The organism is Mesorhizobium sp. P2_F7, assembly GCF_056403695.1.
Window position 1 is genome coordinate 13,517 of the sequence record NZ_JBFUFA010000006.1, and the last position, 26,872, is coordinate 40,388.

At 61.2% G+C, this 26,872-nt stretch carries 20 protein-coding genes; 9 read left to right on the top strand and 11 right to left on the bottom strand.

All coding sequences use genetic code 11. The annotated features are described in order from the left end of the window. Nucleotides 1-7 precede the first annotated feature (7 nt). The 5 genes from AC1DZ8_RS20635 to AC1DZ8_RS20655 form a co-directional block, all read right to left on the bottom strand. A complete protein-coding gene (locus AC1DZ8_RS20635; RefSeq protein WP_477301998.1) occupies nucleotides 8-1,213 on the bottom strand; it encodes a TadE/TadG family type IV pilus assembly protein in 1,206 nt (401 codons plus the stop codon). A 239-nt stretch (nucleotides 1,214-1,452) separates the two neighbouring features. Continuing rightward, on the bottom strand, nucleotides 1,453-2,334 hold the full coding sequence (locus AC1DZ8_RS20640; protein WP_477302000.1) for an alpha/beta hydrolase: 882 nt from the start codon (nucleotides 2,332-2,334) through the stop codon (nucleotides 1,453-1,455). A gap of 130 nt (nucleotides 2,335-2,464) precedes the next feature. Beyond that, nucleotides 2,465-4,774 carry a CapA family protein gene (locus AC1DZ8_RS20645; RefSeq protein ID WP_477302002.1) on the bottom strand — a complete coding sequence of 770 codons (2,310 nt, stop codon included), beginning with the start codon at nucleotides 4,772-4,774 and terminating at the stop codon, nucleotides 2,465-2,467. A gap of 103 nt (nucleotides 4,775-4,877) precedes the next feature. After that, the gene (locus AC1DZ8_RS20650) at nucleotides 4,878-5,330 is read right to left on the bottom strand and encodes a hypothetical protein (RefSeq protein ID WP_477302004.1); all 453 of its coding nucleotides are present in this window, start codon (nucleotides 5,328-5,330) and stop codon (nucleotides 4,878-4,880) included. A 15-nt stretch (nucleotides 5,331-5,345) separates the two neighbouring features. After that, nucleotides 5,346-7,496 carry an ATP-grasp domain-containing protein gene (locus AC1DZ8_RS20655; protein WP_477302006.1) on the bottom strand — a complete coding sequence of 717 codons (2,151 nt, stop codon included), beginning with the start codon at nucleotides 7,494-7,496 and terminating at the stop codon, nucleotides 5,346-5,348. A 252-nt stretch (nucleotides 7,497-7,748) separates the two neighbouring features. Between AC1DZ8_RS20655 and AC1DZ8_RS20660 the strand changes: the two genes are divergently transcribed. Genes AC1DZ8_RS20660 through AC1DZ8_RS20670 form a run of 3 tightly spaced genes read left to right on the top strand, consistent with a single transcriptional unit; the run spans nucleotide 7,749 to nucleotide 12,342 of the window. Next, entirely contained in the window at nucleotides 7,749-9,329 is a 1,581-nt protein-coding gene (locus AC1DZ8_RS20660; RefSeq protein WP_477302008.1) for a hypothetical protein, read from the top strand. Further along, complete coding sequence (locus AC1DZ8_RS20665; RefSeq protein ID WP_477302010.1) at nucleotides 9,326-11,032, top strand: type I secretion system permease/ATPase; 1,707 nt, start codon at nucleotides 9,326-9,328, stop codon at nucleotides 11,030-11,032. The genes AC1DZ8_RS20660 and AC1DZ8_RS20665 overlap by 4 nt, the downstream gene beginning before the upstream one ends. Further along, nucleotides 11,029-12,342, top strand: a complete 1,314-nt coding sequence (locus AC1DZ8_RS20670; protein ID WP_477302012.1) for an HlyD family type I secretion periplasmic adaptor subunit — start codon at nucleotides 11,029-11,031, stop codon at nucleotides 12,340-12,342. The genes AC1DZ8_RS20665 and AC1DZ8_RS20670 overlap by 4 nt, the downstream gene beginning before the upstream one ends. A gap of 71 nt (nucleotides 12,343-12,413) precedes the next feature. Here AC1DZ8_RS20670 and AC1DZ8_RS20675 read toward each other — a convergent pair whose 3' ends face one another. From AC1DZ8_RS20675 to AC1DZ8_RS20695, 5 genes are read right to left on the bottom strand one after another with little or no spacing between them, the layout of a single operon-like run. Then, nucleotides 12,414-13,058: a cysteine hydrolase family protein gene (locus AC1DZ8_RS20675; RefSeq protein WP_477302014.1), complete on the bottom strand. Its 645-nt coding sequence runs from the start codon at nucleotides 13,056-13,058 to the stop codon at nucleotides 12,414-12,416. Further along, a complete protein-coding gene (locus AC1DZ8_RS20680; RefSeq protein WP_477302016.1) occupies nucleotides 13,016-14,086 on the bottom strand; it encodes an ABC transporter ATP-binding protein in 1,071 nt (356 codons plus the stop codon). The genes AC1DZ8_RS20675 and AC1DZ8_RS20680 overlap by 43 nt, the downstream gene beginning before the upstream one ends. After that, entirely contained in the window at nucleotides 14,073-14,852 is a 780-nt protein-coding gene (locus tag AC1DZ8_RS20685; protein ID WP_181061074.1) for an ABC transporter permease, read from the bottom strand. The genes AC1DZ8_RS20680 and AC1DZ8_RS20685 overlap by 14 nt, the downstream gene beginning before the upstream one ends. A gap of 10 nt (nucleotides 14,853-14,862) precedes the next feature. Then, entirely contained in the window at nucleotides 14,863-15,771 is a 909-nt protein-coding gene (locus AC1DZ8_RS20690) for an ABC transporter permease (protein WP_477302019.1), read from the bottom strand. Then, the gene (locus AC1DZ8_RS20695) at nucleotides 15,761-16,792 is read right to left on the bottom strand and encodes an ABC transporter substrate-binding protein (protein WP_477302406.1); all 1,032 of its coding nucleotides are present in this window, start codon (nucleotides 16,790-16,792) and stop codon (nucleotides 15,761-15,763) included. The genes AC1DZ8_RS20690 and AC1DZ8_RS20695 overlap by 11 nt, the downstream gene beginning before the upstream one ends. A gap of 152 nt (nucleotides 16,793-16,944) precedes the next feature. On the opposite strand from AC1DZ8_RS20695, the gene AC1DZ8_RS20700 reads away from it, so the two are divergent. The 4 genes from AC1DZ8_RS20700 (at nucleotide 16,945) to AC1DZ8_RS20715 (ending at nucleotide 24,024) form a co-directional block, all read left to right on the top strand. Continuing rightward, nucleotides 16,945-19,173 carry an MGH1-like glycoside hydrolase domain-containing protein gene (locus AC1DZ8_RS20700; protein WP_477302021.1) on the top strand — a complete coding sequence of 743 codons (2,229 nt, stop codon included), beginning with the start codon at nucleotides 16,945-16,947 and terminating at the stop codon, nucleotides 19,171-19,173. Nucleotides 19,174-19,286: 113 nt separating this feature from the next. After that, nucleotides 19,287-21,893 carry a carbohydrate-binding protein gene (locus AC1DZ8_RS20705; protein WP_477302023.1) on the top strand — a complete coding sequence of 869 codons (2,607 nt, stop codon included), beginning with the start codon at nucleotides 19,287-19,289 and terminating at the stop codon, nucleotides 21,891-21,893. Nucleotides 21,894-21,915: 22 nt separating this feature from the next. Continuing rightward, a complete protein-coding gene (locus tag AC1DZ8_RS20710; RefSeq protein WP_477302025.1) occupies nucleotides 21,916-23,043 on the top strand; it encodes a serine hydrolase domain-containing protein in 1,128 nt (375 codons plus the stop codon). A 222-nt stretch (nucleotides 23,044-23,265) separates the two neighbouring features. Continuing rightward, a complete protein-coding gene (locus AC1DZ8_RS20715; RefSeq protein ID WP_477302026.1) occupies nucleotides 23,266-24,024 on the top strand; it encodes an SDR family oxidoreductase in 759 nt (252 codons plus the stop codon). 55 nt (nucleotides 24,025-24,079) lie between these two features. Here the strand turns inward: AC1DZ8_RS20715 and betI are convergent, their stop codons facing one another. Beyond that, the gene (gene betI / locus AC1DZ8_RS20720) at nucleotides 24,080-24,829 is read right to left on the bottom strand and encodes a transcriptional regulator BetI (protein ID WP_477302028.1); all 750 of its coding nucleotides are present in this window, start codon (nucleotides 24,827-24,829) and stop codon (nucleotides 24,080-24,082) included. A gap of 21 nt (nucleotides 24,830-24,850) precedes the next feature. Between betI and choX the strand changes: the two genes are divergently transcribed. Both choX and AC1DZ8_RS20730 read left to right on the top strand, forming a co-directional pair. Further along, nucleotides 24,851-25,780 (top strand): choline ABC transporter substrate-binding protein, encoded by a 930-nt coding sequence (choX, locus tag AC1DZ8_RS20725; protein ID WP_477302030.1) that lies wholly within the window; start codon nucleotides 24,851-24,853, stop codon nucleotides 25,778-25,780. Continuing rightward, on the top strand, nucleotides 25,781-26,812 hold the full coding sequence (locus AC1DZ8_RS20730) for an alcohol dehydrogenase catalytic domain-containing protein (protein WP_477302032.1): 1,032 nt from the start codon (nucleotides 25,781-25,783) through the stop codon (nucleotides 26,810-26,812). Nucleotides 26,813-26,872: the final 60 nt, after the last annotated feature.

Here is a 26,872-nt window from a genome sequence, read left to right on the forward strand (position 1 = left end):
TCTCCCTTTATTGTAGCAGAACGATAGCGGCGTCTCCGAGACCCTTTGGCGGAGTGCCGCTATAGCCGTCCAGGTTGACGCTCGAATCTCCATTGTATGAGAATTGCCAAGCAACAATCCAACCTAGGCCGGTAGCCAATTTTTTATCGTAGGTCCCTTTCATCTTAAGGCGATGCATTGGTGAGTATATTGTCCCATTTATCGAGTAATTCTTGTTTGTTGCAAGCGATATGGTTGGCAATGCTGTCAAGGCCGTGCGCGATCCGAAGATTGCAATGCCAGTATAAATGCCGCTCGTGGGCGCGGAGAGGTCCATGGCGCCGTTCCCGCCTGCCTGTATGATGCTGGATTTGGAATCGACGAATATGGTGACTTCCTTGCCTGTTATTTTCGCATTGTTGGCGATGCCGACTATCGCATTGTGAAAGTAATGAACGCCTGGGGAGAGCACAACTTTTCCACCAAAGTCGATGCTTCCGCAGAACACCCGCCCGGCCGGAATGGTGACATCCGAGAGCATCTGATTGTTGTAATCGCAACCGATCGGCGGGACCGGTTCCGGTGTGCTGACGAGTGGGTCGGCGAGGGAGGGCTGGTTCGTCTTCGGGGGAACGCTGTATCCGCCGCCTTGGTAATTGCCGACTACCGAGATTTTTGTCGCGGCGATTTTCCCGGCCCCAACGTGTCTCAGTGCTTTGGGGCTGGAAGAATTTACCTGGATGCCGCAGTTCGGCACCGACATCTTTCCCAAGCCGGTCACACTCAGCGCTCCGGTTGAGTCTGGATCGAGAGCATAGATGCAATATTCCGGGGGGGCCTTTCGTGCCTTTGCCGTGACGTGAAGGCTGATCGTCCGAATGCCGGCAAGGTTCATAAACTGCGTCGGCATTGCGGCGGCGATTTCAACGGCTGCCTCCCGCGACACGGGAGTGGGCGTTGTAAGGTCGACTTCAACCACCGCGCCGACGTCCAAAGAGCCGTTGCCAAGCGCAAGGTTCTTGGCGGCCAGAACAGCTTCCTCGTCTTTCCCCTCGCTCTCTATAGCTGCCAAAGCCGCTGAATCAGCCAGTTCCTGCAGCCTGGATTTGAAGGTGACGGCATTGGTAATGTCGATGCTCACGCCCAGCACCAAGCACAGCGGGAGCGCCACCAAGGCCGCTGCCACAGCAATGTTTCCCCGCCTATCGAGCAGCAGGTCCTTCAGCTTTCGCATTGAGATGCCCTCGCAGATAAGCAGTCTAGATCGAGCTGAGTTTGCACTTTACTAAATTAGAAGTTCCTAACTGAAATTGCAGACCGCCGCAGGCTGCGCAGACTTTGTATACGCGGCTCGGGCTGGGCTATCTTGCTCATCATGTTGGGGCGGGCGGTTGCTCGTACCAGGCGCGGGCTGAACGCCGGATATCCTCGAGGCATCTACAGCTTGCCGAGCTACAGGACCGCAAAATTTCGCTATTTGAGTCCGAATGCGGCCGCTGCCTGATCCGAGCGCAACATATCGCTTGCCGAATGCCCGACGCCCGGCAAGATGATAAGACGCCAGTTAAAGGGCCACCCGTTTGCGGTCGCGACAGCTTGCGCCAAATCGTATGTGTACTGCCCCCGTTCCAGGCGTGTCGCGCCCTGGCGCATGGCGGCCGCGCTTTCGTTCAACTCGGCATCGCCTGTATCGTCTTCTCCAAGATAGACCGTCAGCGGCAAGGCCAGATAAGCTTTCATCTCCTGGGTGGCTTGATCCGGCGTATAGACGCACCCAGAGGAGACGCAGCCGAGCCCATAGGCTACGGCTTCCGCCAGCGAGGGCAGAACGTATGAGGATGGATTGGCAACCACCAATCTTTTCGCGTCGGCCAGGGCGAATGCCGCAACACGAGACGTGAATTGGCCGCCGGCGGAGTGCCCGAAAAGGTAGTACTGCGCATTCGGCAACCCCTCTCGCGACCTCGCCCATTTCACCAGGCCCTTCACGTACCAGACAGTCCATCCATCCCGCGGCTGAATGGCGCCGCTGTTGACGATTCCGCCACGCTGGTAGCTCCAGCTTGGGAACCTTGCCAAGTCAAAAAGCGGCGCCATGACGATCATGCAATTTCGATCGGCGAGAGGCTGCGCATAATCCCTGTAGGAAGACGCCGTTCGGCTCAGCCCATGGAAGACGAACAGGATCGAGGGATTGCTGCAGTTCGAGGGGTGGTAGGTATAGACTGTCAGCGTCGTCCCGTTGATGGTTGCTGTCGTCGTGCCCTTGCCCACCTTCCAGGCAAGCACCGGGCCCGAATACATCAGGCTGCAGCCCACCACCGCAGCAGCCAACAGACGGATCAGAAATCGCATCGGGCGCTCCCTATGGACAATCCGCATGATGCCATATTCCATTAGAGACTTCTAAACAAATCAAAACCGGCCAGGCGGTAAAGACTTCGTTTCAGTCCCAGGGACCTGGTGCTTGTCGAAGGGATGACCCTCAGCGCGAGGGGATAGACAATTTGAGGCATCTGTCCTGGACAGCGGCTATTGCACCGCCCAGTCCAGGCGACAAATCGAGCAGCCGATCGATCGTCGCCCGGCCAGCCGCCCCTCCCATTATTTTGGGCTGGTAGTCGAGGCGCGGATCTCTGTTTTGAACGTAGACGGGGTATATGTCCAAATCTATCCTCCGAGCGCCAAAGTAGAAGCAAGGCAAGATAGACTCGCCCTTGCTGTTTCCTGATCCAAAGGCAAAATTGCCGACACTGTATAGTATCGGCCGATCTTTGTAGATTTCGATAGACTGGAGGATATGCGGATGATGACCGATGACCGCGTCAGCGCCCATATCGATAAAATGCTGTGCTTTTACGCGGTCTTGCTCGGCGGGATGGCGCTGGTATGTAATATCGCCCCAGTGCACCATCACGGCGATCCGATCGACCAGCGGCCGTAGCCGTGCGAGGTCTCGCTCGACGAGTTCGGGAAGATCCTGGGCGGAGCCTGGGAGGTCGTCACGAGCCGCCGTTCGGTCGTTCCAGTAATATCCGAGCAGTCCGATACGGATATCCACGCCGTCAAAAATCGCCGGATCGTGGGCCGAGTTCTGGTTCCTGCCGCCACCGTAAGGTTTGATATGATGACGCTCCAGCGTGTCCAGCGTCTCGATTACGCCGCCTGGGCCGCAGTCCCGAATGTGATTGTTCGCAATGGTCATGGCCGCGAAGCCGCCACGGCGCAAGACCGGAGCCGATTTGGGGTCGACCTTGTATGAGTATTTCCGAGTGGTCTCCAGCCGCTCGGACGTGGAGGCGAACGGTGCTTCAAGATTGCCGGTTATCAAGGCACAGTGCCTGAAGATCGGCTTGACCCAGGCGAGGGGATAGTCCGGGCCGAACCTGCGGATGCGATGGCGCATCCGCATTCCCGTCATGACGTCCCCGACCGCGGCGAGATGGTACGGGGCGGTGGCGGACGATGAGAGGAACAGTTCAAGCTGGTCCGGATCGATGAGATCGCCATCATCAGGGATTATGACTTCTGAAAACTTTTCGCGAATTTTGGCAACGTGGTGCTGAACGTCTTCAGAGCCGCTGAGGCGATGAGGGAGGGGCGGAACCGACGGCGCAAGCAGCATGTCGGTCGCAGGCGAACTAAAGCCTATGCCGCGCTTCTCGAAGGTTTCCCGGATCAGCCTCTCGTAAAGGCCGCCGGACCTCACGCGGTCCGCATGAAGCAGGCACGAGGCAAAGCTGCGTGGGGATGATCTGATCGCCCTGGTTCTGACCCGGGAAGGGGCGAATGGGCTGTCGGAAAGTCGCCCAAGCTGCAAAAGGGCACCAACAACCAACTCCATGCAGGCAAATTCGTGCCCGAGAAATGCCTTGTGCAGATCCCACATCGCCCCCGCGACGGCTTGTGCGACCAGCGCCTCCTGCGGCTGCATGTCGTCATCGTCAATGCGGGCATCATTGGCAAGGCTGTCCGCAGGCACAAACTCGGCATCGTGACGAGCATGCCAGCACGACACGTGGGGGCTCGATAGCATGGAGGCCGCCAGGTATGTGCTCACGGCATATTCAAGGGCGCCCGGTCTGCTGAACGCGGCACGCGGTGCACGCAACCTGTCTGCCTGCACATCAGCCGTATGACGCACGACGTGAAGCCCGAATGCCTGGTATATCATGCCGGCGTCATGGGATGGGTCGCAGAGATAGGCGCTGCCTGAAATTCGCGGCAGCCACCCTTCCTCGGTCACCCCATGCCCCGGTCCAAAAAGCAGCTCTCCGCAGAGGGGAATTGAAAAATCGTCGAGATTTTCCATTCTTGCCGGGTAGCGATATCTGGCCCCTTTGACCGGCGCCCCCCTGCCGGTGTCGTCAGCACTGCCCGGCCGTTGCTTCGACCGACGTGCATTGACGATCGCCCTGACTTTCGGCAGCGGGCTCACTCCAAGTAAACGAAGCACATCGTTGATGCGCTGGCTCATCAAGGAGACGTGGTAGTAGACGTTGACTTGGCCAAAGCGCGCAGCGCCCTCACGGCTTTCCAACCCGCCGCAAACCGCGCCGCCAGACGGTTTGAAAGAAAAATTGCCGTCTTCGTCGGGCGACACTTCGCCCATCTGGCCTGTCGGCCAATCCTCCTCCATGCCTGGATGGCTGATGACGTCTACGTAGCGCCCACGCAGGCCGTGCCTTCCAGTGCGCTGGGAGAGATAGGGCAATTCGACCTCGGCCAGATGAACGCGGCCGCCGGTAAAGTCCGAGTCACATGGCTCCCAGACGTAAACAGAGCCAGTCGCCATATTTACTCCCCTGTAGAGGTCACCGCGTTCGCCGTCATACCCATGCGCAAAGCAGTAACCGCTGCCCTGAGGATACTAGCTATCGCTTTCCATCAATTCGTGCCTATTGGGCCTCGGTCTTGTCTCTCTTCTTCCGGGTCGCCCCGTTGAGGGCGCTCGATGCGCTGCTGACGTCAGTCGACTCACCAAGCTCCCGCCGTGCCTTGTCCAGCACTTCCGCGAGCGATCCCTCACCGATCAACTTGAGTTCCTTCGCGACCACATTCGATTTTGTCAGCGGCCATTTGTCCAGGGAGGCTGCGCGCACGAAGCCATAGGACGACGGCATGCGGACCATTAGCCAACCCAGGTTCATCATCTCTTCGGTGAATTCCCTCACAAACTTCGCACCACCGATGCGCCGCCCGGTCAAGCGCTTGAATGTCTTGTAAGACATCCTTACGCGGGTTCGAGGCTGCCCCGCCTTGTTCTTGGTGCGTTGCAAGGTCAAGGCAACGAGCGCTGCTGCGTCGCCTTGCGAAACAGTCGGTGTCGTGGTTGCTAAAACAGTATCCATGAACGCTACTCCCTTTTACCTCAGCAGAGAAACTCCTGCCTGCTGTTGAACTCCATTCGCGTAAGTTGGATTCGAAGGTGGCGACGCCATCTGGTCGAACCATGCATCCCGTTTTGCCAGATACGAAATTGCCATTGCATGCATGGCAGCCTTGAGTTGCGGTGGTCGCGAGGCAAACGTGGCAGGTTCCATGACGAGATCGCCAGATCCCGACGCCAGCGTCATCTTGGCTCCGGATCCGTCGATACTCCAACGCATCGATAGAGCCAATCCGCCGCGTTGCAGGTGTCGCCGCAAGTCAGGGCCAAGCCCGGTCTCGGCGCTTGTCAAAATCAATCTTTCAACGGGCAGCGCCGACAACGCCTGGCGGGATACCAAATCTTCATTGTCGACGATAAAATAGCCGCGGTTACCGCCGCTCAACACTGCTTTGGCCAGGTTTTTGAGAATCTCGCAATTCTCGACGTCGGTCGCCGTCACCGACACGGCGTGGCAAGCGCCCAGGCCAAGACCGTGCTCCGAGACTCTTGCTGGAGAAACGGCATAAACCAGCGCTTCCAATGAAGGATCCCTGGCCAGCATTTGCGGGGTTGCCCGCTGGCTGAATTCTTGCGGTGCGGTGTTGATGTAGGCGCCTTTCTTCGACAGGAGGCCGATCCTCCGCCCCTCTGCCATGAACCGATGCTCGATTGCCTTAGCCACCATGCTGGTATGCCGGTCACCAAGGACGAGCACCGTGGCAACTTCCGATGAAGCCGGATCCTCATACATATTGGCCAGGATTATCTCACTCACATCCCTTGCCGTGCCGGCCCGCGGCCAAAGATGAAACTCGATCCCTGGTCGTGCGTTCACCTCGATGACAGTGCACCCGACGTCTTTGTGAGATTGCGCAATGTCGGGCATGATCAGATCCAACCCGGCAATACTGAGCCCAATGACCCTGGCGATGCGTTCGCACAGCTTATGATTGTCCGGATGGACGGAGTTTGTAACGTCGATCGGTACGCCGCCGCGTGCAAGGTGGCCATTCGCTCGCAGAACCACCTGCTGCCCGGCAATGGGAACAGTTTCCATCGTAAGACGGTGCAAGGACAGGTGTCTAAGCAGGTCGTCGTCGATTTCCAGGCGCGACAGACGCCTGCCGTCCCTGTCGGGTTCCCGATTCAAATCATCGATCAACTGGCGCAGCGTTTTTTCGCCGTCGCCGGTAACCTGGGGCGGACAACAAAGGACTGCCGCCACGATACGAAAATCAACGACCGTCGCTCGATACTCCGGGCCGGCGATGAACTCTTCCACCAACACGCCATACCGGTCGGACTGAGCCACCTGGCACGCTATGTCGAACGCGGCTTCAACAGCGCGGCGTCCCCGCAGCTTGACTGAAACGCCGCGCCCCTGATTGCCTTGGGCGGGTTTCACCACCACTGATTTGCCCAGCTGCTTGGCGGCGGCGACCGCCTCGGATTTGCTGCGAACCGTGAGCTGGCGAGGCACATGCAAGCCGGCCTGCGCCAAGAGCCTGTTGCCCAGCCTCTTATCCAGGGCCACCTTCGCCGACGCGAACGATGTCGAACCGGATATTGTGGAGAAGAGCTGCTTTTGGTGCTTGCCTTGGCCGAGACGAAGGTGGTTGCGGGCGACAAACTCGAACGGAATGCGATTCCTCTTGGCCGCAGCGACCAGCACCGCGGTCGAATTTGAAAGACGCCGCTTCTTTGCTCTTTCCAGGTTCAAGTCCCGGGCGAGGGAATACTTCGATGCCGCATCCTCGTCTCGCGCTGCCTCGCCGACCGCTTCAACGACAGCCGCCGCCGCCGCGCGCGACATCTGCGGGTCGTCCGACTCCCAGACGATCACGGGATTGCTCTCGGACGGATCGCTCACGAGCGTGGCCACGGTTGGAAACGAATAGAAATTCATCGCGCGGCGAAGCTCAAGATCCGCGGCCAGGATCGCATCCGCCAGATACGAGGGCACCAAGGCATCCTGTTCACACTCCGGAAACAGTCCGGAAAGCACTGAGCGAGCTTCGGAAGAAAAACTGGATATGCGGGCAGTAGCCAGTGGCCCCAAATTCAGCGTTAGTTTAACAGCTGTATTCGCGTTGTACACGTTTAGGCCGGATAGCGTCTTGAAACTGGCAATCTCAAACGGCGCCAACTCTTCAATTGGGCATACCATAACCATACATTTTGCCCCCGGAACTCAACTCCCTGTTTGCCCTTTGATCGGTCCCCAATCCGATCACTTGCGTGCAACCCTCAGTTATATTATGGTTAGCTAATAATTAACGCAACAAAAAAATGAACAGAGCTCAGGGGTGCGCTGGAAATATAAATAAGTAAAACTTTAATAAAAAAACTAGCGTTGGGGTGGGGTGTCATGTCTGTTTGTAGAATTCAGCGCGGGCGCATGAAGAAAGCCAAGCGCGCGTTTGCCACTCGCCGGGTCGCGGCCTCGCACATGCGAACGTTGATCACAGGATCGTTGCAGCCGGTTGCAGGCGATCTTGTCCTGGCCCGGGTCGACAAACTCGGCAATCACAGCAGATTGGAGCTGATCAACGGGAGAAAGGCGATCATGTTTCCCGGCGATGAGATAATCATCTGCTATGGAAACAGATACGCACCGGACCAGTTCGAAGCCGTCATAGGCCCCGATCTCGGGCCATGTGACCTGGTGGCGGGGGGAGGCATCGCTGCGTGTGAACTCTCCAGGCACGATCGCATGCTTGCGCCAACGAAGATTACCCCTCTCGGGCTGATTGGCGACAAATTCGGTCGCCGGCTGAATGTTTGGGATTACAAGGTCAGCTCGGACGACCTTCGCCCGTCTCTGCCGATTGTTCTGTCGCTCGGAACATCGATGAACGCGGGAAAGACATTGACGGCGACATCGTTGGTGAGAGGTTTCAAACGAGCGGGGCTGAAGGTGGCCGCCCTGAAGATTACCGGAACCGGGTCCGGCGGCGACACCTGGATCGTACGGGATGCGGGCGCTGACATCGTTCTTGATTTCACCGACGCCGGGTTTGCAACCACCTATCTTGCCCCGGTGGAACTGATCGAAAAGGGCGCTTTCCGGCTGCTGAACCACGCAGCCGAAAACGGATGCGACGTTGCTGTCATCGAGATTGCCGACGGGCTGCAGCAGAAGGAAACGTCCGAGCTAATTCTGGCGGAATCGTTTCGCAGCATGGCTCTTGGCACGATATTCGCTTCCTACGACGCGATGGGTGCGAAATATGGCGTCGATACTTTGCGCGCTGCCGGCCACAAGGTGCTGGCCATCAGCGGTAGAATTGGCCGCTCGCCGCTTGGGGTGAGAGAGGCTGAGGAAGCTACCGGGCTGCATTGCTATTCCCCGTGGGATCTGCAGGACGGCGCGCTCGGTCCTGTGCTGAGAGCCTGCGCCGCAGAAAAGCTGTCCAATGGACAGAGCAACAACCCGTACCTGCGACGCATTGCGGCATCGTCGGAGGCAGCCATGCCGGCCGGCGTGGGTCGAGTCCATTCTCACCAACTCCGGATTGACTTCCTGGCAAAGGTCGCGCGCGAGTTGATTGTTGCCGAGCTGGGAGACGTAAATGCCAATGGCAGCCCGGTGATGTGGCCCAGTCCGTTCGGAAGCATTTTGGTCACTCTGCCTGAGCGACCTTCCCAGGGTGCTGTCCCAACATTCATGTCCATGCAGGCGCCCGCGGAACTAATAGAGGCAGCAGTGCTGGCAAAAAGCCGGGGTGCCCTCAAGGCGTCGCTCGGCGGCATCGTGCAGGCACTTGGCTGCCCTCCGCTGCCGGCCGCCCGGATGTCCACCCTGCTGAACGAAACTTGGTCGATGTTTGAGGCAGCCGATCACCAAGATCGGCCTCTGCAAAACGCGCTTGAGGCGCCGCCGTTGGATGCTCATGACGACATTGATGCGGTGATCATGAATTTCTCTGGACTCTTCAATGAGCATGCCGATCAGTACTCTCCCCTCGGACGTGCGTGAAAGACGGTGCCGCGATGAACACACGAGGCAGGCGTCGGTATAGCGGCCCCCTCAGCGAAATGTGGAGAAAGTCGATACCCGGCCTTGCGGCGCTGGTGGTATTCAGCGTGTTTATCAATGTTTTGCGTTTTGCCGGACCGCTCTATCTCATACAAATATTCGACCGGGTCATTTCCAGCCGCAGCGTGGAAACCCTTGTTATTCTGACCTTGGCTGCCTTGCTCGCCCTGGTAGCCGGCGTCGCACTGGAAACCATTCGCCGCCGCATGCTTTCGCGTTGGAGCGTATGGATCGAGCATCAGTTGACCAGCCAGTCCGTGAAAGCCGGATTGACGTCAGGCGTCGCCAATCCGCCGCTGCTGGCCAGCATCGAGAAAGTCGCGGGCTTTGTTGAGCGCGGGCTATCTGCCTGGCTGGACGTGGTTTGGGCGCCGATTTTCCTGTTGTGTGTGTACTTCATCCATCCGGTTCTCTTTCTGATCGCAGTAGCAGCCACAGTTTTGCTGATTGGCTTGAGCCTGTTGAAAGAGAATTTCACACGAGAGCCCCGCCAGGCTGAACGTGATGCCGTCAAGCAGGCAAAAGAGGTGTTGGTCTCGGCGGACAGACACAGAGACGTTGTCAGCGCGTTCGCAATGGCCGACGCGATTGCTGGTCGCTGGGGCAGGAACCGAGTGGATGGCTTCTTGCAGCGAGATCGGCTTAATGCCCGCGGATCGAGCCTCGATGCTGCGATCCGGGTACTGAACCGTAGCCTCTACATTATTCTGCTGGCCTCCGGCATATGGCTGTTCCTGCAAGACCAGGCGTCGCTCGGCGGGATATTTGCAGCCCGACTCATCGCCAATTTTGCCTACAGGATGGTGGACAAGGCGGTTGGAGAACTCAGGGGCCTCAGGGAAGCGCGGGAAGGATACGCAAAGATCAAGGCGGACCTGGCCAAGCCGTCGGACGAGGACCCGTCGTTGCTGCCCGGAACTCCGCGCGGCACGTTGATTCTTGATGACGTTACGTTCAGGCACGCGGGATCGCGAGAAGACGTATTCAGGAGACTGTCGCTTTCGCTGGCGCCAGGCGAGTTGCTGCTGGTCATCGGGCGCGCAGCCACCGGCAAGACAACGTTCTCCCGCCTCCTGATAGGCCTGCTGAAGCCACGAACCGGACAGATCCGCCTGGGAGACATGAACGTCACCCGGCTTCCGGATTATATCAGAGCCGAGTCCATTGGGTATTTGCCACAGCAGGTTGAACTGTTCGAGGGAACCGTCGCGCAGAATATCGCCCGGTTTCAACAAAGCTCCATCGACGATGTGGTTTCCGCGGCAAAAATAGCGGGAATTCATCAGGTCATCCTTCGCTTGAGCCAGGGCTATGACACAGTGCTTGACGACACGGTCGGACTGTCCGGCAGCGAACGGAAACGAATTGCGCTTGCAAGGGCGCTGTTTCGCGCACCGAGACTTATCGTTCTGGACGAGCCCTTCGCCAATTTTGACAGCTCATCGAGAAGGGCGCTTGAAGCGGCCGTGAAAGTCATGAAGGAGTCTGGATGCTCGGTAATCATTACCATGTCGGGACAAACCAACCGTCTTGCCGGATTGGTCGACCGGACCCTGATCCTGGGCGGCCGAACGCCTGAGCTCTCCGATCCTACGGAACGCCCGGTTCGCCCCGCAAAACCTGAGTTGCGGAGCGTAAAGTGACAGTCCCGCTCGCCGTTGGCGCCAAACAACCCGGAGACGAACCTGCGCCTTTTGGCAAGAGCTTCATTGTTCTCGGTTTCGCGATAATCGCCATTTTTTCGACCCTGACCGGCATGTGGCTTGTTGCTGCTCCGATCCAGGGCGCCGTTCTGGCCAACGGGTTGGTGGAGGCAGCCTCAAACGTAAAGACCGTGCAGCATCTCGAGGGCGGGATCGTATCCGAGATACTGATTCAGGAGGGCGATCGCGTATCGCCAAATCAGATTCTGGTACGGCTGCAGAGCACTGCTTCGACGGCCGCTGCGAACGAAATCAAGGCGCAATGGTACGAGGCGAAAGCCACCGAGGCACGGTTGATCGCCGAGAGAGACGGCAAGGACTCAATCGAAATTTCGTCAGAGTTGAAGGAGCCCGGTGCGGCCGAAGCTGTTTCCGGCCAGGAGAGTGTCTTTCGAACACGTCAGACCCTGCTTCGAGAGCGACTTTCCCTGCTGCAGCAAACGACCGGGAGCCTGCAGAAGGAGATAGAAGGCTATGAAGGGCAGGTGGCTGCGGCGACCCGGAAACTGGAGTTGATCGAGGAACAGCTGGGCGATGTTCGCGCCCTGTATGAAAAGAAGTTGGTGGTAAGGACGCGCCTGACCGATTTGGAGACTGAAAAGGCGGATGTGGGAGGCGACCTCAGCGGCTATATCGCGTCAATTGGCGTTGCCAGGCAAAAAATGGAGGAGACGAAATTCAAGGTTGCTGAACTTAGCGCATCCACGGCAGCCGACATTGTCGCTGAGCTTGGGGTGGTACGCGCCAAGATATATGAATCCGCTCAACGAATAGCCGCTGCCGATGACGTGAAGACACGAACCGAGATCCGCGCCCCCATCGGAGGCACCATAGTGGGGCTCAAGATTCACACCATTGGCGGGGTGATAGCAGCGGGCGATCCACTGATGGATATCGTGCCCCTTGGGGACAACTTCGTCGTGATTGCCAACGTCGACCCGCTCGACGTCGACCAGGTGAAAGTGGGGTTGCACGCGACCATCTGGCTCAGTGCGGTGGGCAGGCGGTATCAGCAGCCCATGAACGGTGATGTTCGCACCCTTTCAGCAGACCGGCTGGTGGATCCACGGACCGGTCAGGCATTTTATGCGGCTCGCATCGTCCTGACACCTCAGTCCTTGAAGGCAACGCCGGTAGCGTTGCAGGCGGGAATGAGCACGCAGGTCATGATCGAGACCGGGGCGAGGTCGGCATGGGAATATCTCAGCGCTCCTGTCTACGCCGCCATGGGACGAGCTCTTCGCGAATAGACCGAGCGCCTCGTCCGCGGGCGGCTTCGTCAGGCTGGCAACGCCGGTGGGCGACCGGCGCAGCTTCCCAGTTAATCCGTCCAGTTCGCGAGCAGCGTGGCGGTGCTGGCAAGGGCGATCTGCTGCGGCATTCGCGGCAACAGAAGGTCTATGGTCGCCTTGTGGGATTCCAGCGACCCACTGGTCACGGCATCCTTCACAACGATTATCCTGTATCCTCTGTCGATGGCGTCGAAGACCGTCGCGAGCACGCAGACATCCGTCTCCACGCCGGTGATGACCAGAGTATCGACATTGCGCGCGGCGAGCCGGTCCGCCAGCCCACTGACGCCGAACATTGAATAGGTCGGTTTGTCCAGAGTTTCTGCCTGGCGCGCCAACACGGCAAGCGGCTCGATCACCTCGACCAGGGCGGGATCGCTCGACGATGCCTGCACTATTCCCGACCAGTGTTGGTAGTAGCTCCGCCAGTTGCCTTCGGCCGCGTCGGACGTTTCAGGCACGGTGAAGCGCGCGAAGATCGTGCGGCCGGGCTTGGCCTCGATGATCCTGGCGATGTTGGGCACAATGTCGGCCAGCGTCGGTGTATGCCATTCCGTTTTTTCAGCGAACAGGCGCTGCATGTCGATGCACAGATGAACGGCATTAGGCCCGATGCGTAAGGCTGTTTCCGTCACGCCACCGCCTCCAGCGGAACAGTGTGCAAAGGCGACCATGTCAGTTCCACAACATCGCCAACCGAATGCGGCCTTGCGTCGCTGTTCTGGGCGAAGATCTTGAAGCTGAGCCCGTCGAAGGCCGCCTCGTAGGTCAGTGCCGTTCCCGCATAGACCGATGACGATATCGTTGCGCTGACGCGGTTGCTGCGATCGGTGTCTTTGCCACCACGTGCCGCGTCCCTGATGACGATCTTTTCCGGCCGCACCGCGACAGTCGCTTCGCTTCCCGTAGCAGGCAGCGGTGCGTCGACGGCCACGGTCGATCCGTTGGCAAGCCTGATGCCGCCTGCAACGACCGTGCCGGTGAGGAAGTTCGTGTCGCCCAGAAATTCCGCCGCGAAACGGGTCTTGGGCCGCTCGTAGACCTCCGTCGGCGCGCCGATCTGCACGATGCGGCCGCGGTCCAGGATCGCCACCTTGTCCGACAGTGTCAGCGCCTCTTCCTGATCGTGGGTGACGAAGATGGTGGTCAGGCCGCTTTCTTTCTGGATGCGGATCAGTTCCACCTGCATCTCCTGCCGCAATCGGCGGTCGAGCGCGGAAAGCGGCTCATCCAGCAGAAGCACGCTCGGCTTGGTGACGATCGCCCTGGCCAGCGCGACACGCTGCTGCTGGCCGCCGGACAATTGCTTGGGTTTGCGATCGCCGAAGCCGGGCAGGCGCACAAGCTCGAGTGCGCGCTCGACCTGCTTGCGCGACTCCTCGCCCTTGATGCCACGGCGCGCCAGCCCGAACGCCACGTTTTCGTTCACCGTCATATGCGGAAACAGCGCGTAGGACTGGAACACCATGCCGATGTTGCGCGCCCAGACCGGTATGCGCGTGACATCGTTTCCGCCGATCGCGACATTGCCCTGGTCCGGGATGATGAACCCGGCGATGATGCGCAGCAGCGTGGTTTTGCCTGACCCGGATGGTCCGAGCAGGCTGGTGAAGGACCCTTGCGTGAAGTCCGTGGAAATGTCGGTGAGGACGGGAACCGAGCCGTAATTCTTGGCGATCGAACGGACTTCAACGTTTGTCACTGACGCCTCCCGGCTTTGCGAACAGGGCGAAGATCACGATGACCGCCATCGAGCCGACCAAAAGGATGGTCGAGATGGCGTTGATCTCCGGGGTGAAACCCTTGCGGATTGCCGAATAGATCTGCACCGGCAGGGTCGAGAATCCGGGCGTGGCAAGGAAGTACGAGATGACGAACTGGTCGAGCGAGACGGCGAAGGCAAACAGCGCAGCACCCAGGATGCTCGGATAAAGCAGCGGCAAGGTAATCGAAAAGAAGGCGTGTACCGGCGTCGAACCGAGGCTCATCGCCGCTTCCTCGAGATCGGCGCGCACGGTCTGGAAACCCGTGCCGACGACCAGCACCACATAGGGGATGGCGAGCGCGACATGGCCGATCAGCAGCGCGTGCAGGCCGCGGCCGATGCCGCTGTAGAAGAAGAACACCAGCATCGCCGTGCCGGTGATCAGCCAGGGAATGGCGATCGGTGGCAGCAGCATCAGCTGAAGCAGCGTTTTGCCGCGAAAGGTTCGCCGCGACAGCGCGACGGAAGCCATCGTGCCGAGCACCGTGGCGATGATCGACGTGGCGACGGCGATCCAGATGCTGTTGATGCCGGAATTGACGAGCGGGGCGTTGCCGGCAAGCGCCTGATACCAGCGGGTCGAGAAGCTGAAAGGCAGTTCGTAGAGTGGGGATTCGTTGAACCCCATCGCCATCATCACCAGGATCGGCAGATAGAGGAAGGCGAGGATGGCGGCGATGTAGAAGCGGGCGGCGATCTTCATCTTGGCATCCTCACAAGGCCGTGCCGCGGCGCAGCACGCCGGAGAAGGTGGCGAAGATGCCGAGGACGACGGCAAGCATGGTGAAGGACAGCGCGGCGCCGAGCGGCCAGTTGAAGGCTTGCGTGAACTGGTCCTCGATCACCGTGCCCATGGTAACGCCGACGCGGCCGCCCAGGATTCTCGGTTCCATGAACGAGCCGATTACCGGTACGAAGATCAGGACCGATCCTGAGATCAGGCCAGGCGCGGCCATAGGCAGCAGGATCTTCCAAAGGATCGTCCACCAGCGCGCGCCAAGGCTGCTGGCGGCTTCGACGATGGTGTTGTCGATGGTAACCAGCGCGATGTAGCAGGTCAGGATCATGTAGGGCAGATAGCCATGCACCAGGCCGACCACGACAGCCTGCCGCGTGTAGAGGAATCCGACCGACCCGGCGCCGGGCCAGACCGAATGGATCGCATAGTCGAGAAAGCCGCCTTCGCGCAGCACCATGGTCCAGGAAAACACGCGCACGAGACCGTTCGTCCAGAACGGCAGCAGCACCAGGATCAGCAGGGTCTCGCGCACCTTGCCCTCGGTGGCGCGCACCAGCGCCAGGGCGGCAAAGAAGCCCAACACCGCGCAGAAAAACGTCGTCCAGAATCCCATCAGCAGGGATTGCCAGGCAACGCCGAGCAGATAGGGTTGATCGACAAAGGCCCGGTATTGCTTGAAGGTGAAGACGATCGGGGCCTTGCCCATCGGCGTCGCGGTCAGGAAACTGAACGCGAACATGGTGCAGAGCGGCAGGAACACCGCCAACGTCAGCCAGCCATAGGTAGGCACCAGCAACGCAGCCGTCGACGCCCATGGCGGCAATGGCCTGCGCGAGCCGCCAGGCTCGCGCAGTTGGGTGGAACTGGCAGGATCAAGCGGCATAGAATGCCTTGACCTCTTGCCATATGTTGTTGAACGCCTCTCGCCGATCGTCCGGCAGCGCCGACTGCAGCGTCATGGTCTTGAGGTACTCAGGCTTGTGGATAAGCCTATTCAGGTCGTCCGCGGGAAGCTTTTCCATGGCCGCGGAGTTGGCCGAAGCGGGGGCACCGACCTTGGTCGCCCACTCGACATAGAATCCCGGGTCGATCATGTAGTCGATAAAGGCGAATCCCGCGTCTTGCTTGGTGCTGGTCGCCGGAACCGACAGGCTGTCCAGCCAGCCGATCCCGCCTTCCTTGGGCACCACAAATTCGACCGGCAGCTTGCTGATGCGCCTGGAGCGGACGGATGCCCCGGACCAATAGACGGAAAGGTCGAATTCCTTGGCCGCGAAAGACTTGTTCCACTGGTCCTCGCTCGACCACAAAAGCTTGACGTTCGGCTTGAACGCCTTGAGCTTCTCAGTGACGGCGGCGAGGTCGGTGGGGTTGTTCATATCCTGACCGGACAGCAGCGCGCCGATGGCGATCCCAGTTACGGCATCGTCGAAGAGCGCCACGCGGCCTTTATGCGACGGATCTGAGAGCGCCGCGTAGCTGTCGGGCTTTGCATCGCCTTCTCGGGTGGCGAGCGCGGTGATACCCCAGACCCAAGGCACACCATAGACCTTGCCGGCAGTGTTGAGGTTCGGATGATTGCGCAGCTCAGGCGACAGGCCGCCGGCGTTCTGGAGCTTGCTGAAGTCGATCTCCGTAAGCAGATCCTCGCCGGCCGCCTGTTGGGAACGCGCGCTGTTGATCAGCACAACGTCGTAGACGCCGGGATTGGTTCTCAGCTTGGTCAGCATTTCCGCTTCCGAGCTGAAATAGTCGTGCACCACCTCAATTCCGGTTTTTTCGGTGAAGGCCTTCACCGCCCAGGCCTCGTCGGTGCCGTAGCCCTGCCAGTTCAGAACCGTTATGCTGGTCGCGGCCCGTGCCAGCCTCGGCCGAGCCAAACCGGCCGCTGCGGCAGCGCCCATGATCGTCAGAAAACTGCGTCGTGTCTGTTGCATGTTCTTCTCCCATTTTTGTTAGTGTACAAACAAACTTCGAGATGGCTTAATTGTCAAGTGATCTCTAATTCGCTCGCCGCCAACCACTCCGCTCATCATCGATCCAACGGAAATGTCACATGCTCAAAAACGCCAATGTGCCCACCAAAAGTGCCTGGAACACGTGGTCGGAACGGCCGGGCGAGATGGTGTTTCTGCCGCTCGGCGCACGCATCACGCCAGTGCTGTTCTCGTCGGGGGCGCGCAAGGCGACAACCATCCGCCCGCCCGCCGAAATTCGCTTCGGACGCCACGGCCTCCATGGCGAGGCCATCGATTTCGAGACCACGCATGGCGGCACGCGGCTCGAATTCTCCTACGCAAAACGCGATCCTTTCTGCATCGAGGGAAGCTGGTCGGTGCGTGAAAAGCAGGAATGGGGTCTGCGCTACTGGGTCGTGATTTGCCTGTCGGCTGAGAATGGGGAAGAGGTCACCTACAGCCATGACGACGGCGCCGCGACCCTGGCCGTCGGACAGCGATACGTGTCGCTGGTTTCGCGCGACGCGCCGGTTCAGGTGACCGGTCACGACAGCGTCGAAGCCCTGGTCGCCGACATGGACGCCAACGGTTATTTCGATCTCTCGAGCCGTTCGAATTCCGCAAAGGTGATCGCGCTGCGCTTCAATCTCGAAATGATGCCGCAAGCCCGGTTTGCCGCGGCGGTGGCTGACAGCCGCGCGCTTGCGGTGAAGACAGCGAAAGGAGCGCTGGTGGAAGACGCGGCACCCGTCGCGCCGCTTCACACCGGGCGCAACGAGGGCGCGCTCGACGCGGTGCGCGACGTGATCGGCTGGAACACGCTTTACGACCGCATCAACGCCCGCCCTTACACTGCGATCAGCCGCATCTGGAATCTGGGCGGCTTCGCCGTCTGGCTCAACGACCAGACGTTTGCGGCACTGATGGCCGGTCTTTTCGATCCGTCGCTGGCACGTGAAAATTTCGACGTCGCCATGGCCAGCGCAACCCCGCAGGGCAATTTCGCCTGCCTGCTGACCTCGCGCGATTCCTGGGTCGACCGTAGCCAGGCGCCGCACAGCGCCTTTATCGCGTGGACGATGTATCTGCGCAGCCGGGACCGGTCGTTGCTCGAAAATGCCTACGGCCCATTGCTGCGGAACAACCGGTGGTGGCGAGCCAGCCGCGATCCGGATGGGCGCGGGCTGGTTTCCTGCGGCACCTCGGACGTTGGCGACGCCCTCTACAAGGGCACGGCTTTCGGCGCGCGCAACGAAACCGGCATGGACAATTCTGCGACGCATGATGAGGCGGTCTACGATCCCGTCACACGCTCGCTTTCGACGTTTGACGTCGGGCTCAACTGCGCGCTGGCGCTCGACACCGAAATGCTGGGAAGGATTGCCCGCGAACTCGGCCACGTCGACGATGCCGCAAGCTTCGAGACGCTCGCGCAGGACACGCGCGACAAAATCCAAGCCGAATTGTGGGACGAGGCGCGCGGGCTGTTCGCCAACCGGCAGCGCAACGGCGGCTTCGTCTCCAGCGTCGGTCCGACAAGTTTCTATCCGCTGCTGTGCGGCGCAGCCAGCGAGGCGCAGGCAGCCCGGCTTCTCGAGCACCTCGCCGATCCCGTGACATTCGGCGGGCAGTTCGTTCTGCCCAATGCCTCGCGCAACGATCCCGCCTACAAGGAAAACGTCTATTGGCGAGGGCGCATCTGGGGCAATGTCAACTATTTCGTCTGGCAAGGCCTGCGCCGTTATGGATTCGAGCTCGAGGCAGCCGAACTTGCGCGCAAAAGCCTTGCCATGTTCGAACAGTCCTGGACGACCTCGCGGCTTTGCGGTGAGAACTACAATGCCGAGACCGGGGAGATCGTCGATCAAGGCGATGCCGATCCTTTCTACACCTGGGGCGCCATGCTGCCGCTGCTCGGAGTGAGCCAGGTCATGGATGTCGGCCCGTGGCACGGATGGGAGTTGGCCAATAGCGGCGAAGCCGTGCGGCTGGGTCCGCTGTCGAGCCCGGCCGGCGATGTCGTGGTCACCGTCGAAGCGGGGACGCTCACGCTTTCAGCCAGAGGCACTGTGCTGTTTTCCACCGACCAAAGGGGCCGCATCAGCCAGATCGTCGTGGAACGAGGGCTTCTTTCGGTCCGTTTCCCGGAGGGTTGCCCAGGCAGTGCAAGCTTCCGGCTTGGGCCGGACATGGCCGCGCGTCTCGTGTCGGCGCGCCTCGATGGGCAGGAGATCGCGACGGTGCTCGACGACGGGTGCCGCGTCATGGATCTGTCGGGGGCAGGGGCCGGCGCGCGGCTTGACTTCCATCTGACGCCGGCCCCGTGAGCGGCAACTTGCTTGACGGGCCGGAATGGTTTCGCAAGCCGGGGCCGGATTTTTGGCCGGCTGTCTTCTGGTTTTGGCACCGCATTCCGAGCGCATCGGAAATTCGCCGGCAATTGGCGGATATCCGCGAAAAAGGCGTCGGCACGGTGATGATCCAGGCGCGCCGCGCGCTACCGATAGAATCCTATCTGTCGCCTGCGTATATGGATGCGTATCGCGATGCGGCCGTCGAGGCCCAGCGGCTGGGCCTCAGGGTCACCATCTACGACGAGTATGGCTGGATGTCGGGCCATGGCGGAGGGCGCACCGTCAATGGTGCAGATCATCTGCGCGAGCGCCATCTGTTCTGGACGAGCGGGGTCGTGCAGGGCGCGCGCACCGAACTCAGGATTTCAAACATCCACTCGCCGTTTCTCGATTTCCTCGGCGAGGCCGGCCGCACCTGGTGCTACGAGGGCGGCGTGCCGCGCTGGGGCAACTGGCAGATTGTGCTGGCCGTCTCGCACCCGGACGACCAGTCGGCGATTGCGGCCGAAAGCGCCGTACGGCCTGTGACGGGCGCTATCAGCATCGAGCAAACCGGTGATGCCGCGTGCCGCATCGTGATCGAGCATGATGGTGCCGTTGCGGCTGGCAGCGCTGTCACCGTCTTTGCATCGGCGCGCTGCCTGACCTCCCGGCTCATCAACTATCTCCTGCCGGAAGCGGCGCAACGCTTCGCCGACACCGTCTATGCGCCGCTGCTGGACGCCGCCGGTGGCGCGGCGGACGGCTTCTTCTTCGACCATCCCTATGCCGGCTTCCACGTTTGGGACGAGCACCACGGCAATCTCGGCAACAGCCTGCTCTGGGACGCCGCCGACCCCGCCGACGCCATGCAATTGCTGTCGCTGCTGCGCGACGTCGGTCCGCACACGGCCGCGCTGCGGGCCGGCTTCTTCGAAGCCTATGGAAGGCGCATGCATGAAGCCTTTTTCGGAACTCTGTCGCGCTGGACCGCCGAGCGCGGCGTTGGCTTTACCGGGCACGAACTTCTGACCCATGTCGGCGCATGGGGACTGCACGCCGGCCTCAAGGGATTCGATCCGCGCAGCATGCCGGGCGTCGACTATTTCGGTATCGACGCCTATCGCAGCACGACGGCGGTCGACGCAGCCGACTATGCGCCGCAGCTTTCCGCCAAGCTTGGCGACAGCGTGGCGCGGGCGCATGGCCGCCGGCGCTGCATGATCGAACAATATTCGACCGGGCGGGAGACCGGCGCGCCGGGCCTTGCCGGCCAATGGGGTCTGACAGCCGAGCGCTTCCGCGCGCAAGCGATCCGCCATCTTCTGTTCGGTGCACGGCAGATCCTGCTGCACGCCTATAACGTCACCGATGGCGCCAACGGTGATGGACTGCTCAGCGCCCGGTTCGATTTTCCGCCGGCCTTCAACTTCGAGCCGTGGTGGCAGGATTGCCCGGCGATCTTCGCCGAACTGGCTCGGCTCTCGGCCTTTCTCGAGGATGGCGAAGCGCTGCGGCCGGTGGCGCTTCTCTATCCGCTCGAGACGATCCGTGCAGAGGCGACGGCGCCGGCCTGCGGTGACCATTTCGGCTGGTGGGCCGAAGCGCTGGCGCGCGCGGGCCTCGGCTATGACGTTGTGGACGAGCGCATGCTTGACACGGTGCTGGGTGCGGAGCCCCGCTACGAGACGCTGGTGCTGCCTGCGGTGACGACGCTCACCTCGGCTGACACGGCCGCGATCATCGCTGCTTTCGTCCGAAGCGGCGGCCGGCTGCTGGCGACCGGCCCGCTGCCGCACAAGACCAGAATGAAAGGCGACGAGCCGTCCTGCGCCGCGCTTTTGACCAGCCTTGCTGCGTGCGGGCGTGTGGTGCATCTGCCGGATGCGACACAGCAAGACATTGCGCGCCTTGTCGCGGCCGAGCCGCGCCCGCTGCCCGATATCAGCTTCGAAGGTGGCCCTTCCTGGAGCTCGGTTTCGCGCTGCGGAGACAGCTGGCGGCTGGCAGCTTTCAACGATCAGGCGACCGCGCGGCGGCTCAACATCAGGCTCGCCGAGCCGACGCCGGACATCTCGTTCTGGAATTCCGAGACGGGTGAAGTAGCTGCCACGCCATACACGATGGTCGACGGAACGCTTACCCTTGATGTTGGTGTGCAGCGTCTGGTGTGTCTGTCGATCCGGAATGGCGACCTGGCATCTGACAACTCGGTCGATGCTAGAGGGCGTCGCGTCGCCGCGTCTGCGGATGTGCCGGCGCCGATCGTGCTTTCCGATGGCTGGACGCTGGAGATCGACGGCGGCGAGCCGATCCCGATTGCCGTCGATCGCGGATGGGAAGCGCAAGGCCATGCCACTTTCGCCGGCACCGGGGTCTACCGCCGGCGTACAAGCCTGCCTGACCTCGCCGACGGTCTCGTCTGGCATCTGCTGCTGCCAAGCCTGCATGAAACGGCGGAGCTTTGGCTCGACGGCGCGTTTATAGGCCGGCATATCGCGGGAGAAGCGCGCTTCGCTCTGCCTGTCTCGCGGGGCAAGGTTGCAATCGAGCTTCGCGTCAGGAACACGGCGGCAAATCGTTATTATGCCGGCACGCCCTTTTGGGGCGGCACGCCACTGCCCTCAGGGCTGACTGCGGCACCATGTCTCTGTGCTGGTCGCCAGAGCTTGGTTGCCAATCCAGGGGCCGCCACTGACACTGCATCGCGTTGAGGAACCGAATGAGAAGTCGCGCATGAACATCGAAGGTGCCTGCGATCCACGCTTTGCCGGTGTGCGCGACGCGTTTGCTACGGGTTTCGCCCAAGGGCTGGAGCATGGCGGCGGCGTGTCGGTCTTGGTCCATGGCAAGACCGTCGTTGATCTGTGGGGCGGTCATGCCGATGCCGCGCGCACTCGTCCGTGGCGGCAGGACACGTTGGTCAATGTTTGGTCCTGCACCAAGGGCGTTGTGGCCTTGGCCATCGCCATGCTGGTGGAGCGCGGCAAGCTCGATTATGCCGCCCCTGTTGCGCGCTACTGGCCGGAATTCGCGGCGGGCGGCAAGGAGCGCATCACGCTCGATCAGGTGATGTCGCATCAGGCCGGGCTGAACGGTCTCGCCGTGCCGATGGACGAGGCTGGGCTGCTGGCATGGACGCCCTTTGTCGATGCGCTTGCCGCCATGTCACCCCTGTGGGAGCCGGGCAGCCGCTGCATCTATCACGCCCTTACCTACGGCCACCTTGCCGGCGAAGTGCTGCGCCGCGTTGACGGACGAAGCATGGGCCGCTTCATCGCCGAAGAGATCGCAGGCCCGCTTGGCGCCGATTTTCATGTCGGTCTGCCGGCCAGCGAGGACCTCAGGGCCGCCGAGATGATTGAAGGTCCAAAGACTTCGGACTGGGTCGAGTTCGTCCGCGCCTCGCCCTTTCCCCACGCATCGAATAATCCGACACCCCGGGCAACGGCGCCTAACGACCGCACCTGGCGCGCCGCCGAAGTGCCGGGCGGCAATGGCCAGTCGACGGCGCATGCACTGGCACGCATCTACGGCATGATGGCGGCCGGCGGCGTTTGGGAGGGCAAGTCTCTGATCGGCCCTACCGCAATCGAAGAAGCAGCCAGACCTCGCATTCGCGGCATGGACGACAGCTTCGCATTGCCGACAGCCTTCGCCGCCGGCTATCAGATGGAGGATCCAACCTATGCCGGGCGCGCGTCGCCGCAAACGTTCGGCCACAGCGGCTGGGGCGGCGCCATCGGCTTTGCCGATCCTGCCGCCGGTGTCGGCTTCGGCTATGTCACCAACCGTATGCTCGGTTTCGACGACATGGACCCGCGCCGCAAGGGTGTGATCGACGCCGTTTACGACGCGCTTTGATGCGCGCCATCGAGGGGGAATTTTCCCGCCTCGGCGGCACGTCTCGAACTGATGAGCTCGAAGGCCTTTCCGGGCGGCGCGGTGGCGCACGGGCGGCATGAGCCGGTTGCCGACGGTCTGCCTCGTGATTTGGACTTATGCAAACGACTTGTGGACTTTTGATTATATATAGTCCGGTTTTGACGCGGTATCTTGGCATCATCCACAACGAAGGAGATAGCCATGAAGACCGTTTTCATCACCGGAACCTCGTCGGGCTACGGCCTCGCAACCGCGAGGCTTTTTCACGCTGAAGGCTGGAATGTCGTCGCCGCCATGCGGACCCCGCGCGAGGATGTGCTGCCCAAATCCGACCGCATCCATATCGTGCCGCTCGACGTCACCAATGCCGACAGCATCAAGGCAGCGGTCGAAGCGGCCGGCCCGATCGATGTGCTGGTCAACAATGCCGGCATCGGCATGTTCGGCGCCTTCGAGGCGACGTCGATGGACACGGCCCGCCAGATTTTTGAGACCAACACATTCGGTGTCATGGCCATGACCCAGGCCGTGATCCCACAGTTCCGCGCCCGCCGTTCGGGCACGCTCATCAATGTCACGTCCAGCGCCGTGCTGGCGCCGATGCCGCTGGTTGCCATCTACACCGCCAGCAAGACGGCCATTGACGGCTTCACCGCCTCGCTTGCCAACGAGCTCAATCATTTCGGCATTCGCGTGAAAATGGTTCAGCCGGGCTACGGGCCGACGACGGCTTTCTCACGCGACGCCGCATCCTACATCGAGCGCTTCATTCCCGAGGCCTATGCCGCCTATGCCGGCGAAATCTTCGCGGAGATGACCCGGCCGATGGCGCACACCGTGCCCGAAGATGTCGCCGAGATCGTCTGGAAGGCCGCGCACGATGTGTCAGCCGCGATCAGCTTTCCCGCCGGGCCTGACGCGGTGGCGCTGAGCCAGGCACGGCGTGCGGCTGCTGCCTAGTTCGGTCGGCGTGCCTGCCGCGCTAGCGACGTTGTCGCCAAGGTGCGGCAGATGCTCATTGCCGCCGTTGCCGGGCAGCCGCCCGCTTGGGCTCTCGGCCTGAACGCAGAAGCCGCTCTTCCTTGCCGCTCACCAAGGAACGAATTCCAGTGAATACCAGGGTGATGGCCTCGTCGCGTCCGATATCGTCGGCGACAGCCTTGCGCAGCCAAAGTCCGTCAAGCAGGGCAGCGATGATCAGGCTCGCCTCGTGCAGGCGCGCGGCATCGAACATCCCGCCAAACACCGAAGCCAAATTGGAGCGCAGCCGTCGGTGGAACACGCGTTGGAGCCGCGCATATTGCTCGTTCACGCCGGCTTCGGCGCAGACGGATATCCAGGCGCTGGCGATGGGGCGGGTGAAAGCCTGCGCGGGAAAGTTGCCCTCGACGATCGCTTCCAGCCGCGCCCAATGGGTCTGGGCTGCGGTCAGCCGCGCGATGACGTCTTCCATCAGCAGGCGGTTGTTGTAGCGCACCATGCCGAACAGGACTTCGTCCTTGCCCTTGAAATAGTAGGCGAGAATGCCCGGCGACATGCCGGCCTCGCGGCATATGCGGGCCGAGGTCATGCCTTGCAGCCCATGCTCGAGGAAAACGCGATGCGCGGCCGCGATCAGCTCGACGCGCCGTATGTCCTCGATTCTGGTTCGCTTGCCGTGAGTCGCCATTTCCCTTTCTAGCAAATTAGATTTTTGTATGCTCATACAAGTTTCTTTATTGACATACAGCGCAGACGCAATAGCTTTGGCTGGCAGTCGTCTCATCAAGAAAATGGGGAACCAAGAATGCGTACGACAGTCATCCTTGCCTTGCTTTCCGGGTTGATCGCATCACCCGCCATGGCCGCCGATGCGGCGCAGTGCCAGAAGGTCCGCATGGCGGATCTCGGCTGGACCGACATTGCGCTCACCAACACCACCGCTGAGGTCATCCTCGATGCGCTGGGCTACGACGCCTCGCAGACCTTGCTCGGCCTCGGCGTCGCCTATTCGGCGCTGAAGGAAAACGACATGGATGTGTTTCTCGGCAACTGGCGGCCGGTCCAGGACGAGGAATACAAATCCTACTTCGATGAGGGATCGGTCGAAGTGCTGGGCATCAACCTCGAGGGCGCCAAATACACGCTCGCCGTTCCGCAATATGTCGCGGATCAGGGCGTCAAAAGCTTCGATGATCTTGCCGCGCACGCCGACAAATTCGGCAGCAAGATCTATGGCATCGAGGCGGGCTCGAACAAGCCCCTGCTCGACATGGTGGCGGCCAACCGCCATGGGCTCGGCGAGTGGCAGATCATCGAGTCCAGCGAGGCGGCAATGCTGACGCAGGTCGCAAACTCAGTGGCGGACAAGGGCTGGGTCGTGTTCCTCGGCTGGGAACCGCACCCGATGAATCTCGACTACAAGATTACCTATTTGTCGGGCGGAGACATCGAGTTCGGGCCGAATTTCGGCGGCGCCACCGTCCGCACCATCGCCCGCAAGGGCTTTTCGACGGAATGCCCCAACGCCGCCAAGCTGTTTGCCAATCTGGCCTTCGATCTCACTTACGAAAACTACGGCATGCGGATGATCCTGGGGGAGGGAAAGTCCGCCGACGAAGCCGCCCGCGAGATGATCAAGCGCAATCCCGACAAGCTGACGAAATGGCTGGACGGTGTCTCGACCTTTGACGGTCAGCCAGGCCTGCCGGCCGTGAAAAGCGCGCTGGGTCTCTAGATGAGTGAGAGCATGCTGGCCGCCGTGCTGGAGACAGTGGGTCAGCCGCTGCGCATCATGAGCGTGCCGCGGCCGAAACCCGGTCCAGGAGAAATACTGGTCCGCCTGGAAGCCAGCGGCATATGCCATACCGATGTGCATGTCTGGCAGGGCCACGTACGGCCGGCGTCAGGGCAGCTGACGACAATTCTCGGCCATGAGGGCGTGGGCAGGGTGGTTCAACTCGGCGCCGGTGTTTCGGGCTGGCGCCTCGGCGAGCGTGCCGGCGTGGCCTGGCTGCACGACACGTGCGGCCACTGCGACGAATGCCACGCCGAAATGGAGTCTTTCTGCCAGCACCAGCGCGCGCACGGCTTCGATGTTGCAGGCACCTTCGCCGAACATGTCGTTGCCGATGCACGCTTTGCCGCGCGCTTGCCGGAGGAGGGCGATGCGGCGGTGCTGGCGCCGCTGATGTGCGCGGGCCTGACTGCTTTTGGCGCCGTGCAGCGGGCGGGGGTCAAAGCTGGAGAGATTTGTGCCGTCTTTGGCTGTGGCGGCTTGGGCCTCTACGCCATCCAGATCGCCCGGCGGCTTGGCGCCGTGGTCGTCGCCATCGACAAGGATGAAGCCAAGCTTCGTCTAGCAGCCTCGCTTGGCGCCGAGCACACGCTTCTTGCCTCGCCGGAGTTGGCCAACAACTGGCCGGCAAATTTGCGTGCGCATGTCTGCATCAATTTTGCGCCGACGCCGGCAAGCTGGGATGCCATGGTTGCGGCAATCCGTCCGCGAGGCCGGATCATCGCGGCGGCGATGGTCTCGCAACCGGTGCCGCTCAGCCAGGAGTGGCTGACCGCAAGCGGTGTCTGGATAACCGGGACAAGCGTCGGCACACGCGCGCAGATGCGCGAGCTGATCCAGCTGCACGAGGCGCAGCCCTTCGAGGCCCAGGTCCAGCGCGTCACGCTGGCCGAGGCAACCAACGCATTGACCCGGCTGAAAGCAGGCAACGCCGAGGGGCGGCAGGCGATCGTCTTTGGTTCCGACAGCTAGCGCTGACACCGGAGCGTTGCTGCGAGCACGTTGGAACGAGGACTATCGACAATTGACGGT